The following is a 17,292-nucleotide window of genomic DNA, read 5'->3' on the forward strand; positions in this document are numbered from 1 at the left end:
GCGTCGTCGCCGCTCGCCACGCTGCAACCCCGGGGCAACCTGGCGCCGCTGTTCCTCGTCCACGCGATCGGCGGCTCGGCGCTGTCGTTCCGCGAGCTGTCGCAGGCGCTCGGTGAGGAGCAGCCGCTCCATGCCTTCCACGCCCCCGGCCTGGAAGGCGAGGCACCTCCCTTCGAGGACATCTCCGCCATGGCGCGCCACTACCTCGCCCCGTTGCGCGAGGCACGTGTCCCCGGGGCCCCGCTGTGGCTCGCGGGCTGGTCCTTCGGCGGACTCGTGGCGTACGAGATGGCGCGTCAGCTCGAAGCCGAGGGCGTGGACGTCGCGGGGGTCATCCTCCTCGACTCGTGGTTGCCGAGGCGCGCCTGGCCCGTGCAGCCGGACGGCTCCGAGGGCGTCCGCCACCTGGCCCGCGAGCTGGGCCTGGAGGTGGAGGGGGACGCGACGCTCGCTCGGCTGGCTGCCCTGGCCGTGGAGCGCCGGCTGTTGCCGCCGGCCACCGCCGAGGACGACCTGGGCCGTGCCCTGCGCGTCTACGAGGCCCACCAGGCCGCGTTCCGCGCCTTCCGGCCCCAGCCTTCGAAGGGGCTGCGGTTGGTGCTCCTGCGGCCGGAGCAGGTCTCCAGCCCCGCGGATGCCGCGCTGCTCGAGCAGGACGCCACGGGCGGCTGGGGCGCGCTCGTGCCGGGCCCGGTGGAACTCCACGCCGTCCCTGGAGACCACTTCCGCATGCTCCGGGCACCGCACATCGAGTCGCTCGCCCAGGTGCTTCGCGATATCTTGCGGCCGCCGCGGTCCACGCAGCAGCCGGAGGTCGCATGAGCGCTACACCGTCCAACAGCGCGCTGCGCATCTTCCTGGTGACCTGGGTCGGCCGGCTCGTGTCCTATATCGGCTCGGGGCTCAGCAGCTTCGCGCTGAGCCTGCACGTCTACCAGAGCAGCGGCTCCATCACCCAGTTCTCGCTGACCTCGTTCTCCTACTTCCTGCCGCAGCTCGTGCTGTCGCCGGTGGCCGGAGCGCTGGTGGATCGCTGGGATCGCCGCCGCGTCATGCTGCTGGCGGACCTGGGCGCTGGCCTGGGGACGCTCTCCAGCTGGCTGCTGGTGGCCGCCAGCGAGGCGGGCCACTGGAAGCTCCAGAACTGGCACCTCTACCTGACCATCGGCCTGGGCGCGTGCTTCGCCTCGTTCCGTGCACCGGCCTTCCAGGCCACCACCGCCCTGCTGATGCCCAAGCGGCACCTGGCCCGGGCCAACAGCCTCCTCGAGCTGGCGGCCGGCACCGGGCAGATTGTCGCGCCCGTGGTGGCCGGCGCGCTCCTGGGGCGCATCGGCCTGTCCGGCATCCTCCTCATCGACCTGAGCACGCTCACCTTCGCCATGGGCAGTCTGCTGCTCGTGCGCTTCCCCGCGCCGCCCCGGAGCGAGGAGGGCCAGCGGGGTCGCGGCCAGCTCAGCGAGGAGATCGCCACCGGCTGGCGCTTCATCCGCTCGCGGCCTGGGCTGCTGCGGCTGCTCGCCTTCGTCGCCGTCGCCAACCTGAACACGGCCCTGGTGCTGGTGCTGCTCACGCCCCTGGCGCTGAGCTTCACGGACGCCGCCACACTGGGCGCGCTCATGTCCAGCTCCGGCATGGGGATGATGATCGGCTCCATCGCCATGGGCGTGTGGGGGGGACCCCGGCGCCGCATGCTGGGCGTCATCGGCTTCCACGTGCTGGCCGGCGTGAGCCTGCTCGCGGCGTGCCTGCCGCCCCACGTCGTGCTGCTGGGGGGCGCCGTCTTCTTCTTCCTCTTCTCCGTCCCCGTGGTGTCCAGCTGCGCCCAGGCCATCTGGCAGACCAAGGTGCCCGCGGACATGCAGGGCCGCGTCTTCGCCGTGCGGCGGATGGTGGCCCTGGTGTCGCCGCCCGTGGCCGCGCTCGTCGCCGGGCCCCTGGCGGATCGCTACTTCGAGCCGTGGATGGCTCCGGGCGGTGCGCTGGCCGGCACCGTGGGGCGGGTGATGGGCACTGGCCCTGGCCGCGGCATCGCGCTGCTGCTCGTCGTGTTGGGCACCGTCATCCTCGTGAATGCCGTGACGGCCTGGCTGTCTCCCGCCATGCGGAATGTGGAGGAGGAGCTGCCAGACACGCTCCCGGAGCCCTCGGTCCTGCGCGCCGCGTAGCGCCGAGCAACCCTGTGCGTGGACACGTTCCCGTGTCACCACCTGCATCCAGGATTCCGTGGTGGATGCAGCGTCGTTGTCGTCCCCACCCCCCGTAACAAGGATTACCCTTCATGCTTCGACGTTTGTCCGTCGTCCTTATCGCCCTCTGCCTGACCGCCTGCGGCGTTGAGCCCGAGCCCACCCAGACCATCGAGGAGCAGGCCGCCGAGGCCAAGACCCTCTTCTGGGAGGTCTTCAACGCCGGCGCCTACGAGCGCATCCCCGAGGCCCAGACGAAGCTGCTCGCCGTCTATGAGCAGGACCAGACCCTGGGGGAGAACGCCATGCTCCTGGGCGTCTCCTACTACTGGTACGCGGCCGAGTGGCGCCGCGACCTCTCGCGTCCCAACTCGGGCCAGTACGAGGCCATCCTCAACACGGACAAGTACCTGACCGTGGCCCTCGAGCTGCGTCCCAACGACGCGCGCATCATGTGCTGGCTGGGCGGCGCGAAGACGTTCCGCAGCCAGGTCGAGCGCAAGCCGGCCCTCATGGACGAGGGGCTCGCGCTCATCGACAAGTGCGCCACCCTCTACCCGAGCTTCGGTCTCATCCTGAAGGGCTTCGTCTCCAGCTTCCTGCCCGTCCAGAGCGACCTCTACCAGGAGGGCATCTCGGCCATGTGGCGCAACGTCGACGTCTGCATCGACAAGGAGATCGACCGGACGAACCCGGACTTCACCAGCTACATGCACCTGACGAACAACCTCTCGGGGCAGTACTTGGCCTGCTGGAACGGCCCCACGGCGCCGCACAACCTGGAGGGCTTCTGGTTCTTCATGGGTGACGTGCTCACCAAGGCGGGTCACAAGGAGCAGGCCAAGGCCATCTACAACAACGCCCTGCTGGTGCCCGACGTGCAGAAGTGGGTGTTCTACGACAAGCTCACCGCGCGCATCGCGACGGTGGACCAGCGCGCCGAGCTCTACTCGGACAGCGACATGAAGAACGATCCGCCGATGGTGACGCAGGATACGTTCCAGTGCGTGCTCTGCCACCAGAAGCAGTAGTCCGGTGGCCACCCGCTCGAGCGCGGGCTGAGCAGTCATGAAGTCCGGAGGGCGGACGCGGCGTGCGTCCGTCCTCCCTCCCGGAGCGAAGTCGAGGCCTTCCAGGGCCTTCAGGGATGGGATGGCCTCTCGCCATCCAATTGCAGGTTTGAGATACGCAGGATGAATGACTCGAGGAGAAGACTACACATGCGTCGATTGTTCACGGCTGGCTTGCTGCTGACGGGGATGGGGCTGGCCGCCTGTTCCGAGGAAACGGACGAGACCGCTCCGAACTACCACCGGGACGTGGCCCCGCTGGTCCAGCAGAAGTGCGGAGGTTGTCACGTGGAGGGCGGCATCGGGCCCATGCCGCTGCAGACGTACGCCGACGTGTTCAAGAACCGCGACGCCATTCGCGCGGCGGTCGAGTCGCGCACGATGCCGCCGTGGATGCCGTCGAACGAGTGCAACCAGTACCATGGCGACTCGTCGCTCAAGGACGAGCAGATCCAGCTCCTCTCGCGGTGGGTGTCCGAGGGCGGTCGTGAGGGCAAGGCGAGCGAGTCTCCGGGCGTGAAGGCGCCGCCGGCCGGTGGGCTGTCGCGCGTGGACGTGCGGGTGTCGATGAAGGAGCCGTACACCCCGAAGACGGGGGACGACTACCGCTGCTTCATCATGGACTGGTCGGTGGATCAGACGGCCTTCATCACCGGCTTCCAGGCGGAGCCGGGCGTGGCCTCCATCGTCCACCACGTCATCGCCTACCTGGTGCCGCCCGCGGCCGTATCCATCTACCAGCAGCTGGACAACAACGAGGCGGGGCCGGGCTACACGTGCTTCGGTGGCTCCGGCGCGGGGCAGGCCGCCTTCCTGGGCGCCTGGGCGCCCGGCACGGTCGGCTCGGACTTCCCCGAGGGCACCGGCATCAAGGTGGCGCCGGGCTCCAAGGTGGTGCTCCAGGTGCACTACAGCACGACGGGCCATGGCGAGCACTCGCACGGCCTGACCGCCGCCGCCGAGATCCCGGCGGACACCTCCGCGCTGGCGTTCAAGGTGGACAGCACGGTGACCAAGCAGGCCGTGGTGATGGCCTTCCTCAACCCGGCCTGGTTCCAGAAGAAGATGAACATCCCCGCGGGCCAGACGGACGTCGTCCACCGCTACTCCAGCGACGTCACCAAGTCGGTGGGCTTCGCCACCGGGGGCCTGTTCAAGAACAACATGCCGCTCACCTTCCACATGGTGACGCCGCACATGCACAAGCTCGGCACGCGCATCCGTCTGGACATGACGCGCGCGGATACCTCCAACCAGTGCCTCATGGAGGTGCCTCGGTGGAACTTCAACCACCAGAACAACTACAAGCTCCTCCAGGCGCAGGTCATCAACCCGGGTGACACGCTGAACCTCGAGTGCCACTGGGACAACAGCGCACCGGGCGCGGTGGACTCCAACTGGGGCGAGACCACCAGCGACGAGATGTGCATGTCCTTCCTCTACATCACGCAGTAGCAGGGAAGGGCCCGGCGCCGGCCGCTCGCGCGCGGCCGGCGCTCGGGATCACCCCATCACGGAGGCACCTCCCGGCCGGGGGAGTGCCTGTTGACAGCACATGAATTTGAACCGTTCCTCTTCCTTCGTTGGCGTTTCCCTCCTGGCGCTGGGGGCCCTGCTCACCGGCTGCCGTGAGGATCCTCCTGCTCCGCCCGAGGTCTGCACGTCCGTGGCGCCGGAGTCCACACAGGTGGACACTGGCGGGCTGACGCTGCATGCGGTGACGCAGGGCTGTGGCAAGCCCATCGTCTTCCTGCATGGCTTCCCGGCGTTCTCCTTTACCTGGGAGCCCATCCAGTCGCGCCTGGCGTCCGAGTTCAGCACGTTCGCGCCGGACCAGCGCGGCTTCGCCCCTTCGCCCGTTCCCCAGGGCGTCTCGCACTACGAGCTGCCGCGGCTGATGGAGGATGCGGTGGGGTTCATCCGCGCCGTCTCGGATGAGCCCGTCGTGCTGGTGACGCACGATTGGGGCGCCGCCGTCGGGTGGATGGTCGCCTCGAAGCATCCGGAGTTGGTGCGCGGGCTGGTCGTCGTCAACGGGCCCCACCCGGACACCTTCAGGCGGGAGATTCGCGAGAACGAGGCCCAGAAGAAGGCCGCGCAGTACATGAACTTCTTCATGAGCTCCAGCGCGGAGGGCGCGCTCACCGCCAACAACTCGGAGGGGCTGGCCCGCGTCGTGCGTCCCTACGTCACGCCCGAGGTGGAGCAGCGCTACCGCCAGGCCTGGGCCCAGCCGGGCACCGTGACGGGTGGGCTCAACTGGTACCGCGCCAACCTCGTCCAGGGTCCCAACGTGGGTCCCAGCTTTCCCTCGAACGTCTCCGTCTCCATGCCGGTGCACGTCATCTGGGGCTTGAAGGATGACGCGCTGCTGCCGGGCAACCTGGTGGGCCTGGAGGCCTTCACGCCGAAGCTCACCGTGCGCGAGCTCCCCAACTCCGGCCATTGGCCCATGTACCAGGAGGCGGACCTCATCGCCGAGGACATCCGCACCTTCATCAACGGGCTGCCCTGAGAGGCCGTCCGGGTTTCAGCCCAGAAAGTGAAGCAGCCGTGAGAAGACTCTTCCCGTGCATCCTGACGTCCATGCTGTTGATGACCCTCGGGCCCGTGGAGGCCCTGGCGGGGCAGGAGCCCAACCCGCTGGAACCTCCCACGCCCACCCCGGACGCTCCGGTGGCGGATGCCGGGGAGACGTCTGTCCTTGGAGAGGACTGGCTGAGACACCGGGTCGATCTCCTCAATGAGGTGATGCTCGTCGGGAAGACGGACTCGATGTTCAATCCGGGGGGCAAGGTGTGGGCCCAGGATTCGTTGAGGAACACGCTCCGGCTCAACGCCGAGTTCGCGGCGCGGCTGCCGAAGGACTTCTCGGTCAAGGCCCAGGTGTCCTCGGCGCTCAACGTGGGCAACGAGACCGAGACCGCCAGGTCCTTCGCCCTGCGGGAGCTGTACCTGACGGCCCCGCTGGGCGACTTCGAGCTGTCCATCGGACGCAAGGTCCTCAAGTGGACCAACGGGTATGCCTTCAACCCCGCGGGGTTGCTCGAGCCCCGGCGCGTGCCCTCGGACCCGCAGGACCGCCTGCGGCTGCTCGAGGGCCTGGACATGGCGCAGCTCGACTACTTCGTGGGGGACCACGTCATCTCGGCGGTCTTCAGCTCGGACATGCTGACGAATTCAGACAAGACCAGGCGCCGCTATGATCTGGCCCTTCGCGCCAATGTCCTGGTGACCGAGTGGAACCTGGACCTGGCCGTCGTGGCCATGGCGTCGAACATCAAGCATACCGGCGCGCTGACCTTCAACTATGTGTTGGGGGACGCCCTGGAGATCCACGGAGAGGTCTCCGGCATGCAGGGGTCGGTCGCGCAGTATCCGCGGTCCATCCTCCCCGATAAGCAGGAAGGGCTCTTCGGCAGCACCTACCTGAACCAGCTCAAGTTGGATGAGCCCCGGCTGTTCCTGCGCTACGTGGTGGGAGTCAATTACACGCTCCCCTGGGGAACCAACCTCATTGGTGAGTTCTATCACACCGATCAGGGCCTCTCCGTGTTGGAGTGGGACCGCTACATGTCGCAGACGGACTACAGCCGCAGGGCTTATCTGTCGGGGGACTATCTCCCGGTGTTCGACGGTCGCTCGCTGCCGGAGGTGAACCTGCTGCAGAGCCTGAGCTGGTTCGCGGGCCAGGATCTCCGAAAGAACTACCTCTTCGTGCGCGCCGCGCAGTCCTTGATGGCGGAGCGCCTGAATGGACAGGTGCTGGCGCTCATCGGCCTCGATGACTTCAGCGTCGCCTATGTGGGCGAGGTGTCCTACCTCATCCGCCGGAGAACGACTGTCTACGCCCGGGCCTCGATGTTCTCGGGCAGTCGCACGAGCCAGTACGGCAACGTGGGACAGCGGGGCTCGCTGATCACGGGCGTGATGTTCTCGTTCTAGGAGCGGCGCGAGCGCGCCGCGTGGCAATGAAGCCTTCAGGTATGAGATACCCGCGTGAAGCGGTGGAGTAGGGGAGAAGATGGGCTCGGCCATCCAACTGTCGAACGTCGTCCGCAACTACCAGCTTGGAAAGACGATGGTCCAAGCCGCCAGGGGAGTGAGCCTGGAGTTCCAGCGTGGGGAGTTCACCGCGCTGGCGGGAGCTTCTGGCAGCGGCAAGACCACGTTGCTGAACATCATCGGGTGTATCGACAAGCCGGATGCCGGCAGGATCTCCGTGGATGGGAAGGACGTCACGGACGTCCCGCTCCACCGCCTGGCGGGACTGCGCAACCAATACTTCGGATACATCTTCCAGACCTTCAACCTGGTGGCTGTGCTCGATGCCTTCGAGAACGTCGAGCTGCCCCTGGTCCTCGCGGGCATGCCCGCCAAGCAGCGGCGTGAGCGGGTCGAGGCGCTGCTGGAGAGCGTCGGCCTGGCGAACCACCGCCACCACCGGCCCCAGGAGCTCTCCGGTGGCCAGCGTCAGCGCGTGGCGATCGCTCGCGCGCTGGTGACCGAGCCGCTGGCGGTGCTCGCGGACGAGCCCACCGCCAACCTGGACTCGAAGACGGGAGCGGACATCATCGAGCTGATGGCGTCGCTCAATGCGTCGCGCCGGGTGACGTTCATCTTCTCCACCCACGACCACCACATCATCAACCGGGCCTCCCGGGTCATCTGGGTCTCCGACGGTGCCGTGCGTGAGCAGGCTCCCGCCGAGCACGCCGGGGCCCCCCTGCTGCGCGCGAGCGGAACGAATCCATGAAGAGCTTTCTCGTCATTCCCTTGCGCAACGTGCTTCGCAACCGGCGTCGCACGGCGATCACACTCATGGTCATCGTCTTCGGGGCGATGGCGCTCATGCTCGCGGGTGGCTTCTTCGCCAACAGCTACGAAGGGCTGCGGGAGCGGACCATCCGCAACGGGCTGGGCCATGTGCAGGTGGTCACGGAGCCCTTCCTGAAGGACGGGGAGGAGAAGCCCCTGGCCAATGGCATCCAGGACTATCGCGCCCTGCAGGCGCGGCTCGAGCAGTTCCCCCACGTGGTGGGGACCACGGGGGAGGTGGGCTTCGTAGGCCTCATCTCCAACGGGGAGAAGTCGGAAGCCTTCATGGGGCGAGGCGTGGATCCCGCTCGCGAGAAGCAGATCGGCTTCACCACCAACATCAAGGACGGGCAGGCGCTGTCGCACACGGAGCCGACGGAGGAAGACGCCGAGTACGAGGCGCTGCTGGGCATGGGGCTGGCCTCCACGCTCAAGGCGAAGGTCGGCGACATCCTGACCGTGATGAGCACCACCACGGATGGCTCGCTCAACGGTGTGGATGTGAAGGTGGTGGGCCTGTTCTCCACCGGGGTGAAGGAGTTCGATGACCGCGCCCTGAAGGTGAAGCTGCGCACCGCGCAGACGCTGGTGGGCGCGGAGCGGGTCACGCGGATCATCATCCGGCTGGATGAGACGCCGAACACGGATGCGGTCGTCGAGGCGATCAACACCAGCGGGCTGGAGGCCGGGGGCATCAAGCTCCGGGCGCGCTCGTGGTCGGAGCTGGCGACCTTCTACCACCAGGTGGTGCGCATGTATGACGCCATCTTCCTGGTCCTGGGCGTCATCATCGCGGTGCTGGTGGTGCTCAGCAGCTCCAACACGATGATGATGGCGGTGCTGGAGCGGGTGCAGGAGGTCGGCACGCTCATGGCCATTGGCGCCCGCCGCTGGCAGGTGCTGGGCATCTTCATCGTCGAGGGCTTCCTGGTGGGGAGCCTGGGCGCGGTCCTTGGCCTGGTGATGAGCTTCCTGGCGATCAAGGGCATCAATGCCGCCAACATCCTGCTGCCGCCCCCGCCGACGTTCAGCACCGGGATTCCCTTGAAGATCAACTTCGTGCCGCGGCTGTGCGTGATCGTCTTCGTGCTGGTGACCCTCACCCAGACGATCTCCGCGTTCCTCCCGTCCATCAAGGCGGCCCGGCTGAAGATCGTGGATGCACTGAGGCACATCTAGTCGGGGAGTTGTCCATGCAGAAGGGTATGTTGTTGGGAGCGTTGATGGTGGTGCAGTCGGCGGTGGCCCAGACGGAGCCCGTGGCTCCGCCAGCGGCCAAGGCTCCCGCGGCGGCCAAGGCTCCCGCGGCCCAGCCGACAGCGGAGGAGCTCCTCGCGCAGGCGGACCGCGGGCAGAACGGCTTCCAGTCGTTCGTCGTCGACGTGCGCATCACCAACTACGTGCGCGAGAAGGTCGACAAGGTCACCAACTACCAGGTCTTCATCAAGGGGGGAGACCGCAGCCTGGTGAAGTTCGTCGATGCCGAGGACCAGGGAAAGTTCCTCCTGACGGTCGACGAGTTCATGTGGATCTACCTGCGCTCGGCCAGCCGGCCGGTGCGGGTGACGCCCCTGCAGCGGCTGTCCGGCAACGCCAGCAACGGTGACGTGGCCCAGACGAGCCTCGTGGAGAACTACCAGGCGGTGGCGATGACCGAGGAGGTGCTGGACGGCAAGCCCGTCTACGTCCTGGACATGGTCGCCAAGCGCAAGAGCGCGACCTATCAGGGGACGCGGTACTGGATCGCCAAGGACACGCGCCTGCCGGTCAAGGCCGAGTTCAAGCTGGGCAGTGGCAAGCCGAGCAAGCGCGCCATCTTCGCGGAGTACCAGACGGTGGATGGCCGTCAGGTGCTGCGCCGCCAGGAGATCTACGACCTGCTGCGCAACGAGGAGAAGTCCGTCCTCGAATACAGCAACTACGTGCGTCGGGAGCTTCCCGACAAGATGTTCAACAAGAACTTCCGCCAGGAACTCTAGCTTTCAGGAGCATACCCATGAGCGAGCAGGATGCCGGGCTTGTCTACAAGGTCGTCTTGAACCACGAGGAGCAGTACTCCCTCTGGCCAGCGGATCGGGACAACGCCCCGGGGTGGCGGAACGCCGACAAGCAGGGTTCCAAGGAGGAGTGCCTCGAGTACATCAAGCAGGTGTGGACGGACATGCGTCCGCTGAGCCTGCGCAAGCAGATGGAAGGGTAGCCCCGCCAGGCGTTCCCCGCGCCCATGAGCGTTCCGCCCATCCCGCAGCCGCCGGCACCTACCCATCGCGAGGAGCTCGGCTCGCTGCCCGAGTTCCCCCACGGTGGGCCCGAGGACCGCTTGGCGCGGGCCCGCGACTCCCTCCGCGAGGCCCACGCCCGCGTCGAGGCGTTCCACCGGGGAGGGGCCGCCGGCCTGTCCACGTGCCGTCTCCTCTCCGCCGCCACGGACAGGCTCGTCCAGGGTCTCTTCTCCGAGCTCGCCGCCGAGTTCGAGGCGCCCCCCGGCCTTGCCCTCATCGCGCTCGGCTCCTATGGGCGCCGTGAGCTGTCTCCCCAGTCGGATCTGGATCTGCTCCTCCTGCGCGGCCCTGGCGTCTCCGAGGAGGCCGTCGCCCCCCTGGCCCGCGCGTTCCCCACGCTCCTGTGGGACCTGAAGCGCGCCGTCGGCTGGAGCGCCCGGAGCCCCGAGGAATGCGCCCGCGCCGCGGACGCCGACCACACCATCCGCACCGCGCTGCTCGACTCGCGCTTCCTCGCGGGCGACTCCGCCGTCTTCGACCAGTTCGCCGAGGATGTCCTCCCCGAGCTGCTCACCCACCGCGCCGACGCCTACATCCAGGACAAGATCCGCGAGCTGCGCTCCCGCCGCGAGCGCTTCGGCGACACCGTCTTCCTCCTCGAGCCCAACCTCAAGCAGGGCGACGGTGGACTGAGAGACCTGGAGACCGCCCTGTGGATCGCCCGGGTGCGCTTCCGGACTCGGGGCCTCACCGGCCTCCTGCGGCAGTCCATCCTCCCGGGCTCGCAGGTGGCGCGCCTCAAGGCCGCTCGCGACTTCCTCCTGCGCCTGCGCCACCAGCTCCACTTCCTGCGTGGCCGCAAGGAGGACCGGCTCACCTTCGACCTCCAGGAGGAGGTGGCGCGCTTCCTCGGCTACCAGCAGGGCCCCGTGCTGCCCGTCGAGGCCTTCATGCGCGACTACTACCTGGCCGCCAACGCCATCCGCCTGGCCGCCGACGCGCTCATCGCCCGCTGCGAGGAGCTCAACACCACCCGGAAGATCTCCCTCTTCCCCGAGCGCCGGCTCGGCGCCTTCAAGGTGTTCCGCGGCAAGCTCACCGTGTCGGATCCGGGCCTCTTCACCCGCGAGCCCGCCACCATCCTCGACTTCTTCCGCACCGCCGAGGAGCACGCGCTGCCCCTCTACTCGTGGGCCCGCGAGCAGGCGGTGCAGGCCCTGCCCGCGCTGGAGGCCGCTCGCGCCACGCCCGCCGTCACCGCCGCCTTCAGGGCCCTCTTCGCCCGGCCCGGCACCCGTGGCGAGCTCCTCTTCGAGCTGCACGATGCCGGCGTGCTCGGCGCGGTGGTGCCCGAGTTCGGCCGCGTCACCGCCCACCACCAGCACGACTTGTACCATGTGTACACCGTCGACGTTCACACCCTCTTCGCCGTGCGCCGGCTCTACTCCCTGCGCGCCGGCGAGCGGATGGAGCAGGAGCCCGAGCTGTCCCGCGAGATGCGCGACCTGAAGGATCCGCTCCCGCTCTACCTCGGCATGCTCCTGCACGACGCGGGGAAGGGGATGGGGGGCAACCACTCGGAGAAGGGGCGGCTGTTGATGGTGGCCCTCGGCGAGCGCCTGGGCCTCTCGCCCCGGCAGCGCGAGGTGGCCGAGTTCCTCGTGAAGGACCACCTCCTCATGAGCCACACGGCGCAGCGCCGCGACCTGAGCGACCCGGCCCTCATCGCCGACTTCGCCCGGAGCGTGGGCGACGTGGAGAAGCTCACCTGCCTCTACCTCCTCACCTGGGCGGACATCAGCTCGGTGGGACCGAAGATGTGGACGGGCTGGAAGGCGCAGCTCCTGCGCGAGCTGTACGACAAGGCGCGGACCCACCTGGTCGGCACGGCGGCGTCCTCGGGGGCGCTCCCATCCGAGCGTCTGCGCGAGCGCTTCCACACGCGCTGGGCCCGGGTCCTCGGCGAGGCGCGGGCACGCGAGCTGGGCGAGGTGCTCCCCGAGCGGTACTTCCTCGGCACGGATCCCTCTCGCGCCACGCTCCATGGGCGGCTGCTCGCGTGCGCCCGGAAGCGGCCCCTGGCCGCGGCCCTGCGCCACCACCCGGACGCCGGGTACAGCGAGCTGGCCCTCGTGGCCCACGACAGGCCCGGCCTCCTCGCGCTGCTCGCCGGGGTGCTGTCCGCCCACCGCATCGACATCCTCTCCGCGCGCATCGTCTCCACCTCGGACGGGCTCGCACTGGACGTCTTCGACGTGCGGCCTCCGCATGGGCTGCTGCTCGAGCGCTCCCGCTGGCGCGCGGCCCGGACGGATCTCCTCCGCGTCCTGCTCGGCGAGGCCTCCATCGAGGAGGTGCTGCGCCGACGCCGCACGGGCTCGCTCCTGCAGCGGCCCCTGCCGCCCGTGGCCCCCCGGGTGACGGTGGACAACCGCGCCTCCCGCGACTTCACCGTGGTGGACGTGGTGGCGCAGGACCGGGTGGGCCTGCTGCACGCCATCTCCTCGGCCCTCACCGGGGCGGGCGCGCGGATCGCCGTCGCCAAGGTGGCCACCGAGGCCCATCGCGCGGTGGACTCGTTCTACATCACCCGCGAGGGCACCAAGGTGGAGGGGGCGGGCGACCAGGAGGCGCTCGTGGGCGCCATCACCGCGGCCCTGGTGGCGCTGGAGCGCGAGGGCGCCGAGCCCCGGGCCTGAGCCCTCACGGGCCCGAGGGCGGGAGCTCCTGGAAGGTGGAGATCGCCGGCCCGCCGAGCTGCCCCTTCGCCGCCAGCGGCGGGCCGCGCCGCGGGGCCGCGGTGGCCTGGGGCTCCTCCTCGGGCGGGGCCTCCTCGGAGATCTCCTGGAAGATGCGGCGACCGAGCACTGCGCCCAGCACCAGCGACACCACCATCCCCACGCCGGACACCACCGTCATCACGGTCTGGCCCTGCGCCAGTCCGCTGCCGAACTGCGCGGTGAGGAAGGTGCCTGGAATGGTGCCGATCACCACCCCCAGCGCCAGCGGCCAGAAGCGCGCCCCCGCGGCCGTCGCCGCCGCGATCATCACGTCCGTGGGCAGCAGCGGGTTGATGCAGGTGAGCAGGGCGAACTTGAAGCCGTGCCGGCGCGCCGCGCGGGTGATGGCCGGGTAGCGGCTGCCCGCCATGCGCTTCATCAACCGCGTGCCCAGCCAGCGCGACAGTCCGAAGATGAGCGCCGAGGCCAGCAGGCTGCCCACCAGTGAATAGAGCGTCGCGGGCAGGGTGCCAAAGACCATGCCACCCACCGCGGTGAAGAGCTGGCCGGGCAACAGCGTCACCGGCCGCACCGCCAGGCAGAAGATGAAGGTCAGCGGCGCCCACTTGCCCAGCGGGGCGAGGAAGGCGTGCAGCTCGCGCTGATTGACGAAGTCCGGCCCCAGCAACCGCAGCGTCGTGAGCCCCGCGATGGAGGCCAGCACAGGCGCCAGGATCCGAAGCCAGACCTTCACACCGCCACTACCGCCGCGACCAGTCACGCCACGCCTCCCGAACCAGGATTCCCGCTCTGAATTGGCGTGAAAGGTGGGACAGGGTCTGGGAATCGGCAATGCGACCCGGTGTGTTGTTGACATTGAAGCGTACGGGCGGGCAGGCCGTAGTCATGCCCGCTGGGACAGCGTGTTCCCGTAACCTCGCGTATTTGCTGTGCTTTGTATGTGCTCTGTCAGGTGTGAACGGCTGGCGGTGTACGGAGCTTGCTTGCATCGGGGCGCTTCCGTCCCAAGTTTTCAGGCAAGGGGCACCCTCGCGGGGAAGGGGAGCTAGTAGGAGGAGACAAGCCATGCAGCAGGACAAGGACAACAAAGGCAGCATGACGGTGGCCGAGGCGGGCCGTAAGGGCGGAGAGACTGTCCGCAACGAACGGGGCCGCGAGTTCTACGAGACGATCGGTCGCAAGGGCGGCGCCACCGTGAAGGCCGAACGGGGCCGGTCCTTCTACGAGGAGATCGGTCGCAAGGGTGGAGAGACCGTCAAGGCGGAGCGCGGCGCGAAGTTCTACGAGGAGATCGGCAAGAAGGGCGGGGACCGGGTGAAGGCGACGCGGGGCCCGAACTTCTACGAGGAGATCGGCCGCAAGGGAGGCCAGAAGGTCAAGAAGCTCATCGAGGAGGGCAAGCGGGCGGCCCGTGCGGCGATGGAGAAGCAGCAGGAAGCCGCCGCGGGTGGCACTTCCGAGGGCACGGCGACATCTGCCGCCGCGCCTCCGGCCGAGCCGGGACCAGATCGCACCGAGTAGCGTGACGGAAGGGCCGCGGACCGGATAGACACGGATCGTGTACCTCTTCCTCGCGTTCCTCGACCACGCGGACCAACCAGATCGAGCCATCCGGCGGCTTCGGGAGTTTGGCATCCCGGAGCCGCTGGTCGTGCGGGCCCGCAGCGCCGCGGCCACCTTGTCCGTCGAGGTCCCCGTCTTCGCCGGCCTGCGCAGCCTCGCGCTCGGGGCGGATGAGGATCGGCTCATCCTCGTGAGCCTGATGCCCTCGCTGGCCCCGGAGGAGGCGGAGCGGCTCGTCCATCGCGTCCAGCTCGAGATGGATGCGGACGATCCACCCATGGGCCGGCTGGTCGCCCTGCCGGTGATCGGCGCTCCCCCCCTTCGTCGTGAGTGACGGCGTGCACGGGGCGGTGTAAGCACCGCCTCTGTGCAGGCGCTGCTCGTCTTCCTCGCCATCGCGGCGCTCTCGTTGCTCGCCTCCCACCGGGCGATGTTGGACCCCGGCCGCTTTCCCGCCCTGGCCCAGCTCGCCGCCAGCGGGCTGCTCTTCCTCGCGTTTGGCGCGTTGCTGGGGCCGGGCTCGCTGGCCCTCCTCTCGTGGAGCGACCTGACGGCCTTGCGCCCGGTGCTCGCCCTGGGGCTCGGGGTGGCGGGCTTCCTCATCGGCCTCAACCTGGAGCCGCGCCTCGTCCGGCTGCTGCCCCGGGCGGTGTACGCGGCGGCGCTGGCGCACGCGGGGACGGCCTTCCTGTGGGTGGCCCTGCCGCTGGCCGGCCCGTTGCTCTTCTCCATGGGGCTGCCCCCCGGGGCGGCGGTGGGTGCGGCGGCGCTGCTGGGCGCGGCGGCCAGCCTCTCCTCCGGCCACTTCGCGGTGCTGGGCTACCGCACCGGACGCATGGACCGGGGACGGGGGCTGTCCGTGGCGCTGCTCACCATGCTGGACGACGTGGTGGGCCTGGGCGTGCTCGCGCTGGCGCTCGCCTTTGGCGCGACGGGGGACCCCCTGGAGGGGCTCGGCCTGGTGGCGCTCGCGCTGCTGCTGGGCGCGGCGTGTGGCGGCCTGCTCGCCTTCCTCATGCACGGGCTGACCGACCACGGCGAACTCATGGCGGTGCTGATGGGGGGGGTGGCACTGGTGTCCGGGGCGGCGGCGTACCTGCGTGTCTCGGCGCTGCTGGCGGGGGTGGCCTGCGGGGCCTCCCTGGCGCTGGTGGGAGGCCGGGCGGTGGAGCAGGCGGCGCGGGGACTCGGCCGGTTCGAGCGGCCCTCGTACCTGTTGCTGGTGTTCCTGGTGGGCGCCCACGTGCAGGCGCGGGACGTGATGGCCTGGGCGCTGCTGCCGGCGTACCTGGGGCTGCGTTTCCTGGGCAAGGTGCTGGGCGGAGCGCTCGCGCAGCGCATCGCCGGGAGCACGCTGGCGCTGCCGCCGCGGCTCGGCTACGCGCTCATCGCGCAGGGCGGGCTCGCGCTGTGCCTGGTGGTGGAGTACCTCATGCTGGTGCCGGGGCCCATGTCCCAGCGCGTCTTCGACGTGGTGGTGGCGGGGGCCGTCTTCAACGAGCTGCTCGCCAGCCGCGCCTTCCGCCTCGTGGTGGAGGCGGCACCCATGCCGCTCCGGAGAGACACGCCATGAAGGGCGCGCTCCTGCGGTTGGTGCTGTTGGTGGGAGTGCTGGCGGCCATCGGCCAGGCCCAGGAGTGGCGCGCGGCCAGTGGCACGTCGGTGGCGCTCGCCGCGGGAGGGCTGCTGCTGTGCGGGCTGTTCGCGGGGAAGGTGGCCAAGGGGTTGGGACTGCCCCGGCTCACCGGCTACCTGCTGATCGGCGTGGCGGTGGGGCCCTACGCCCTGGGCTTCATTCCGGGCGCGGGGGTGAAGGGGCTGGAGCTGGTGAAGGGGCTCGCGGTGAGCCTCATCGCGCTGGTGGCGGGCACGGAGCTGCAGCTCGGGCTCATCCGGCGGGTGGGGGCCAAGGTGGCGGCCCTGTGCGTCGCGGTGTGTGGGCTGACGTTCGTGGTCATCTTCGGGGCGCTCTTCGCGCTCAAGCCGGTGTTGCCCTTCCTCGCGGCCATGACGGTGCCGCAGGCCCTGGCCGTCAGCGCGCTGGTGTCCACGGTGGTGGTGTCCTTCTCGCCCACGGTGACGATCGCCATCGTGCAGGAGACGAGCGCGCGCGGCAGCTTCACCGAGTTCCTCATGGCCCTGGTCATCATCGGGGACCTGCTGGTGATGGTGGCCTTCGCGCTGGCGGCGGGCCTGACGCGGGCGAGCTTCGGCGGCGGCCTGGACGTGGGCGGGCTGCTGGGCGGGGTGGGGTGGGAGCTGTTCGGCTCGGTGCTGGTGGGCGGCGTGCTGGCGGTGGTGGTGCTGCTGTACATGCGGCGGGTGAAGCGCGAGCTGCCGCTCTTCCTGGTGGGGCTGAGCTTCGTGTCGGCCGAGGCCGGCGCGCGCATGCACCTCTCGCCGCTGCTGGTGTCGCTGGCGGCCGGGGCGCTGATCGCCAACCTGGACGAGCGCGAGGGCCAGCGCATCCACCATGCCATCCAACAGGCGGGCCTGCCCGTGTTCGCGCTCTTCTTCGCGGCGGCCGGCGCGGGGCTCAAGCTGGACGCGCTGGTGACGGTGGGTCCGGCGGCCATGCTGCTGGTGGTGCTGCGCGCGGTGGCCATCTACGGCTCGTGCCGGCGCTTCTCCCCGCCGGAGGATCCGCGCCTGGCCCGCTACCTGTGGATGGGGCTCATCTCGCAGGCGG

Annotated in this window: 16 protein-coding genes; 15 read left to right on the forward strand and 1 reads right to left on the reverse strand. The window is 69.3% G+C overall.

Going from position 1 to position 17,292, the window contains the following annotated elements:
• The 11 genes from VF697_RS03910 to glnD form a co-directional block, all read left to right on the forward strand.
• On the forward strand, positions 1 to 822 hold an 822-nt coding region (locus VF697_RS03910), incomplete at its 5' end, for an alpha/beta fold hydrolase (protein ID WP_331092121.1).
• Complete coding sequence (locus VF697_RS03915) at positions 819 to 2,168, forward strand: MFS transporter (protein WP_331092122.1); 1,350 nt, start codon at positions 819 to 821, stop codon at positions 2,166 to 2,168. The genes VF697_RS03910 and VF697_RS03915, both read left to right, overlap by 4 nt.
• Positions 2,169 to 2,281: 113 nt before the next feature.
• Complete coding sequence (locus VF697_RS03920; RefSeq protein ID WP_331092123.1) at positions 2,282 to 3,220, forward strand: hypothetical protein; 939 nt, start codon at positions 2,282 to 2,284, stop codon at positions 3,218 to 3,220.
• Positions 3,221 to 3,409: 189 nt separating this feature from the next.
• Positions 3,410 to 4,714, forward strand: coding sequence for a hypothetical protein (locus VF697_RS03925; protein ID WP_331092124.1), 1,305 nt, complete (start codon positions 3,410 to 3,412; stop codon positions 4,712 to 4,714).
• A 100-nt stretch (positions 4,715 to 4,814) separates the two neighbouring features.
• Positions 4,815 to 5,774 (forward strand): alpha/beta hydrolase, encoded by a 960-nt coding sequence (locus VF697_RS03930; RefSeq protein ID WP_331092125.1) that lies wholly within the window; start codon positions 4,815 to 4,817, stop codon positions 5,772 to 5,774.
• Between the two features lie 38 nt (positions 5,775 to 5,812).
• Positions 5,813 to 7,204 carry a hypothetical protein gene (locus tag VF697_RS03935; RefSeq protein ID WP_331092126.1) on the forward strand — a complete coding sequence of 464 codons (1,392 nt, stop codon included), beginning with the start codon at positions 5,813 to 5,815 and terminating at the stop codon, positions 7,202 to 7,204.
• Positions 7,205 to 7,283: 79 nt separating this feature from the next.
• Entirely contained in the window at positions 7,284 to 8,015 is a 732-nt protein-coding gene (locus VF697_RS03940) for an ABC transporter ATP-binding protein (protein WP_331092127.1), read from the forward strand.
• Complete coding sequence (locus VF697_RS03945) at positions 8,012 to 9,256, forward strand: ABC transporter permease (RefSeq protein WP_331092128.1); 1,245 nt, start codon at positions 8,012 to 8,014, stop codon at positions 9,254 to 9,256. The genes VF697_RS03940 and VF697_RS03945 overlap by 4 nt, the downstream gene beginning before the upstream one ends.
• 14 nt (positions 9,257 to 9,270) lie before the next feature.
• Complete coding sequence (locus VF697_RS03950; RefSeq protein WP_331092129.1) at positions 9,271 to 10,056, forward strand: outer membrane lipoprotein-sorting protein; 786 nt, start codon at positions 9,271 to 9,273, stop codon at positions 10,054 to 10,056.
• 17 nt (positions 10,057 to 10,073) lie between these two features.
• A complete protein-coding gene (locus VF697_RS03955; protein WP_331092130.1) occupies positions 10,074 to 10,277 on the forward strand; it encodes an MbtH family protein in 204 nt (67 codons plus the stop codon).
• Between the two features lie 24 nt (positions 10,278 to 10,301).
• On the forward strand, positions 10,302 to 12,998 hold the full coding sequence (glnD, locus tag VF697_RS03960; RefSeq protein ID WP_331092131.1) for a [protein-PII] uridylyltransferase: 2,697 nt from the start codon (positions 10,302 to 10,304) through the stop codon (positions 12,996 to 12,998).
• Between the two features lie 4 nt (positions 12,999 to 13,002).
• On the opposite strand, the gene VF697_RS03965 is transcribed toward glnD, so the two are convergent.
• A complete protein-coding gene (locus VF697_RS03965; protein ID WP_331092132.1) occupies positions 13,003 to 13,773 on the reverse strand; it encodes a TVP38/TMEM64 family protein in 771 nt (256 codons plus the stop codon).
• A gap of 332 nt (positions 13,774 to 14,105) precedes the next feature.
• On the opposite strand from VF697_RS03965, the gene VF697_RS03970 reads away from it, so the two are divergent.
• The 4 genes from VF697_RS03970 to VF697_RS03985 all read left to right on the forward strand — a co-directional run.
• Positions 14,106 to 14,561, forward strand: coding sequence for a general stress protein (locus VF697_RS03970; RefSeq protein WP_331092133.1), 456 nt, complete (start codon positions 14,106 to 14,108; stop codon positions 14,559 to 14,561).
• 37 nt (positions 14,562 to 14,598) lie between these two features.
• On the forward strand, positions 14,599 to 14,937 hold the full coding sequence (locus tag VF697_RS03975) for a hypothetical protein (protein WP_331092134.1): 339 nt from the start codon (positions 14,599 to 14,601) through the stop codon (positions 14,935 to 14,937).
• 33 nt (positions 14,938 to 14,970) lie between these two features.
• Positions 14,971 to 16,176 carry a sodium:proton exchanger gene (locus VF697_RS03980; RefSeq protein ID WP_331092135.1) on the forward strand — a complete coding sequence of 402 codons (1,206 nt, stop codon included), beginning with the start codon at positions 14,971 to 14,973 and terminating at the stop codon, positions 16,174 to 16,176.
• A partial coding sequence (locus VF697_RS03985; RefSeq protein WP_331092136.1) for a cation:proton antiporter occupies positions 16,173 to 17,292 on the forward strand: 1,120 nt, incomplete at its 3' end. The genes VF697_RS03980 and VF697_RS03985, both read left to right, overlap by 4 nt.

Source organism: Archangium sp., from assembly GCF_036388035.1.
Lineage (GTDB): Bacteria > Myxococcota > Myxococcia > Myxococcales > Myxococcaceae > Archangium.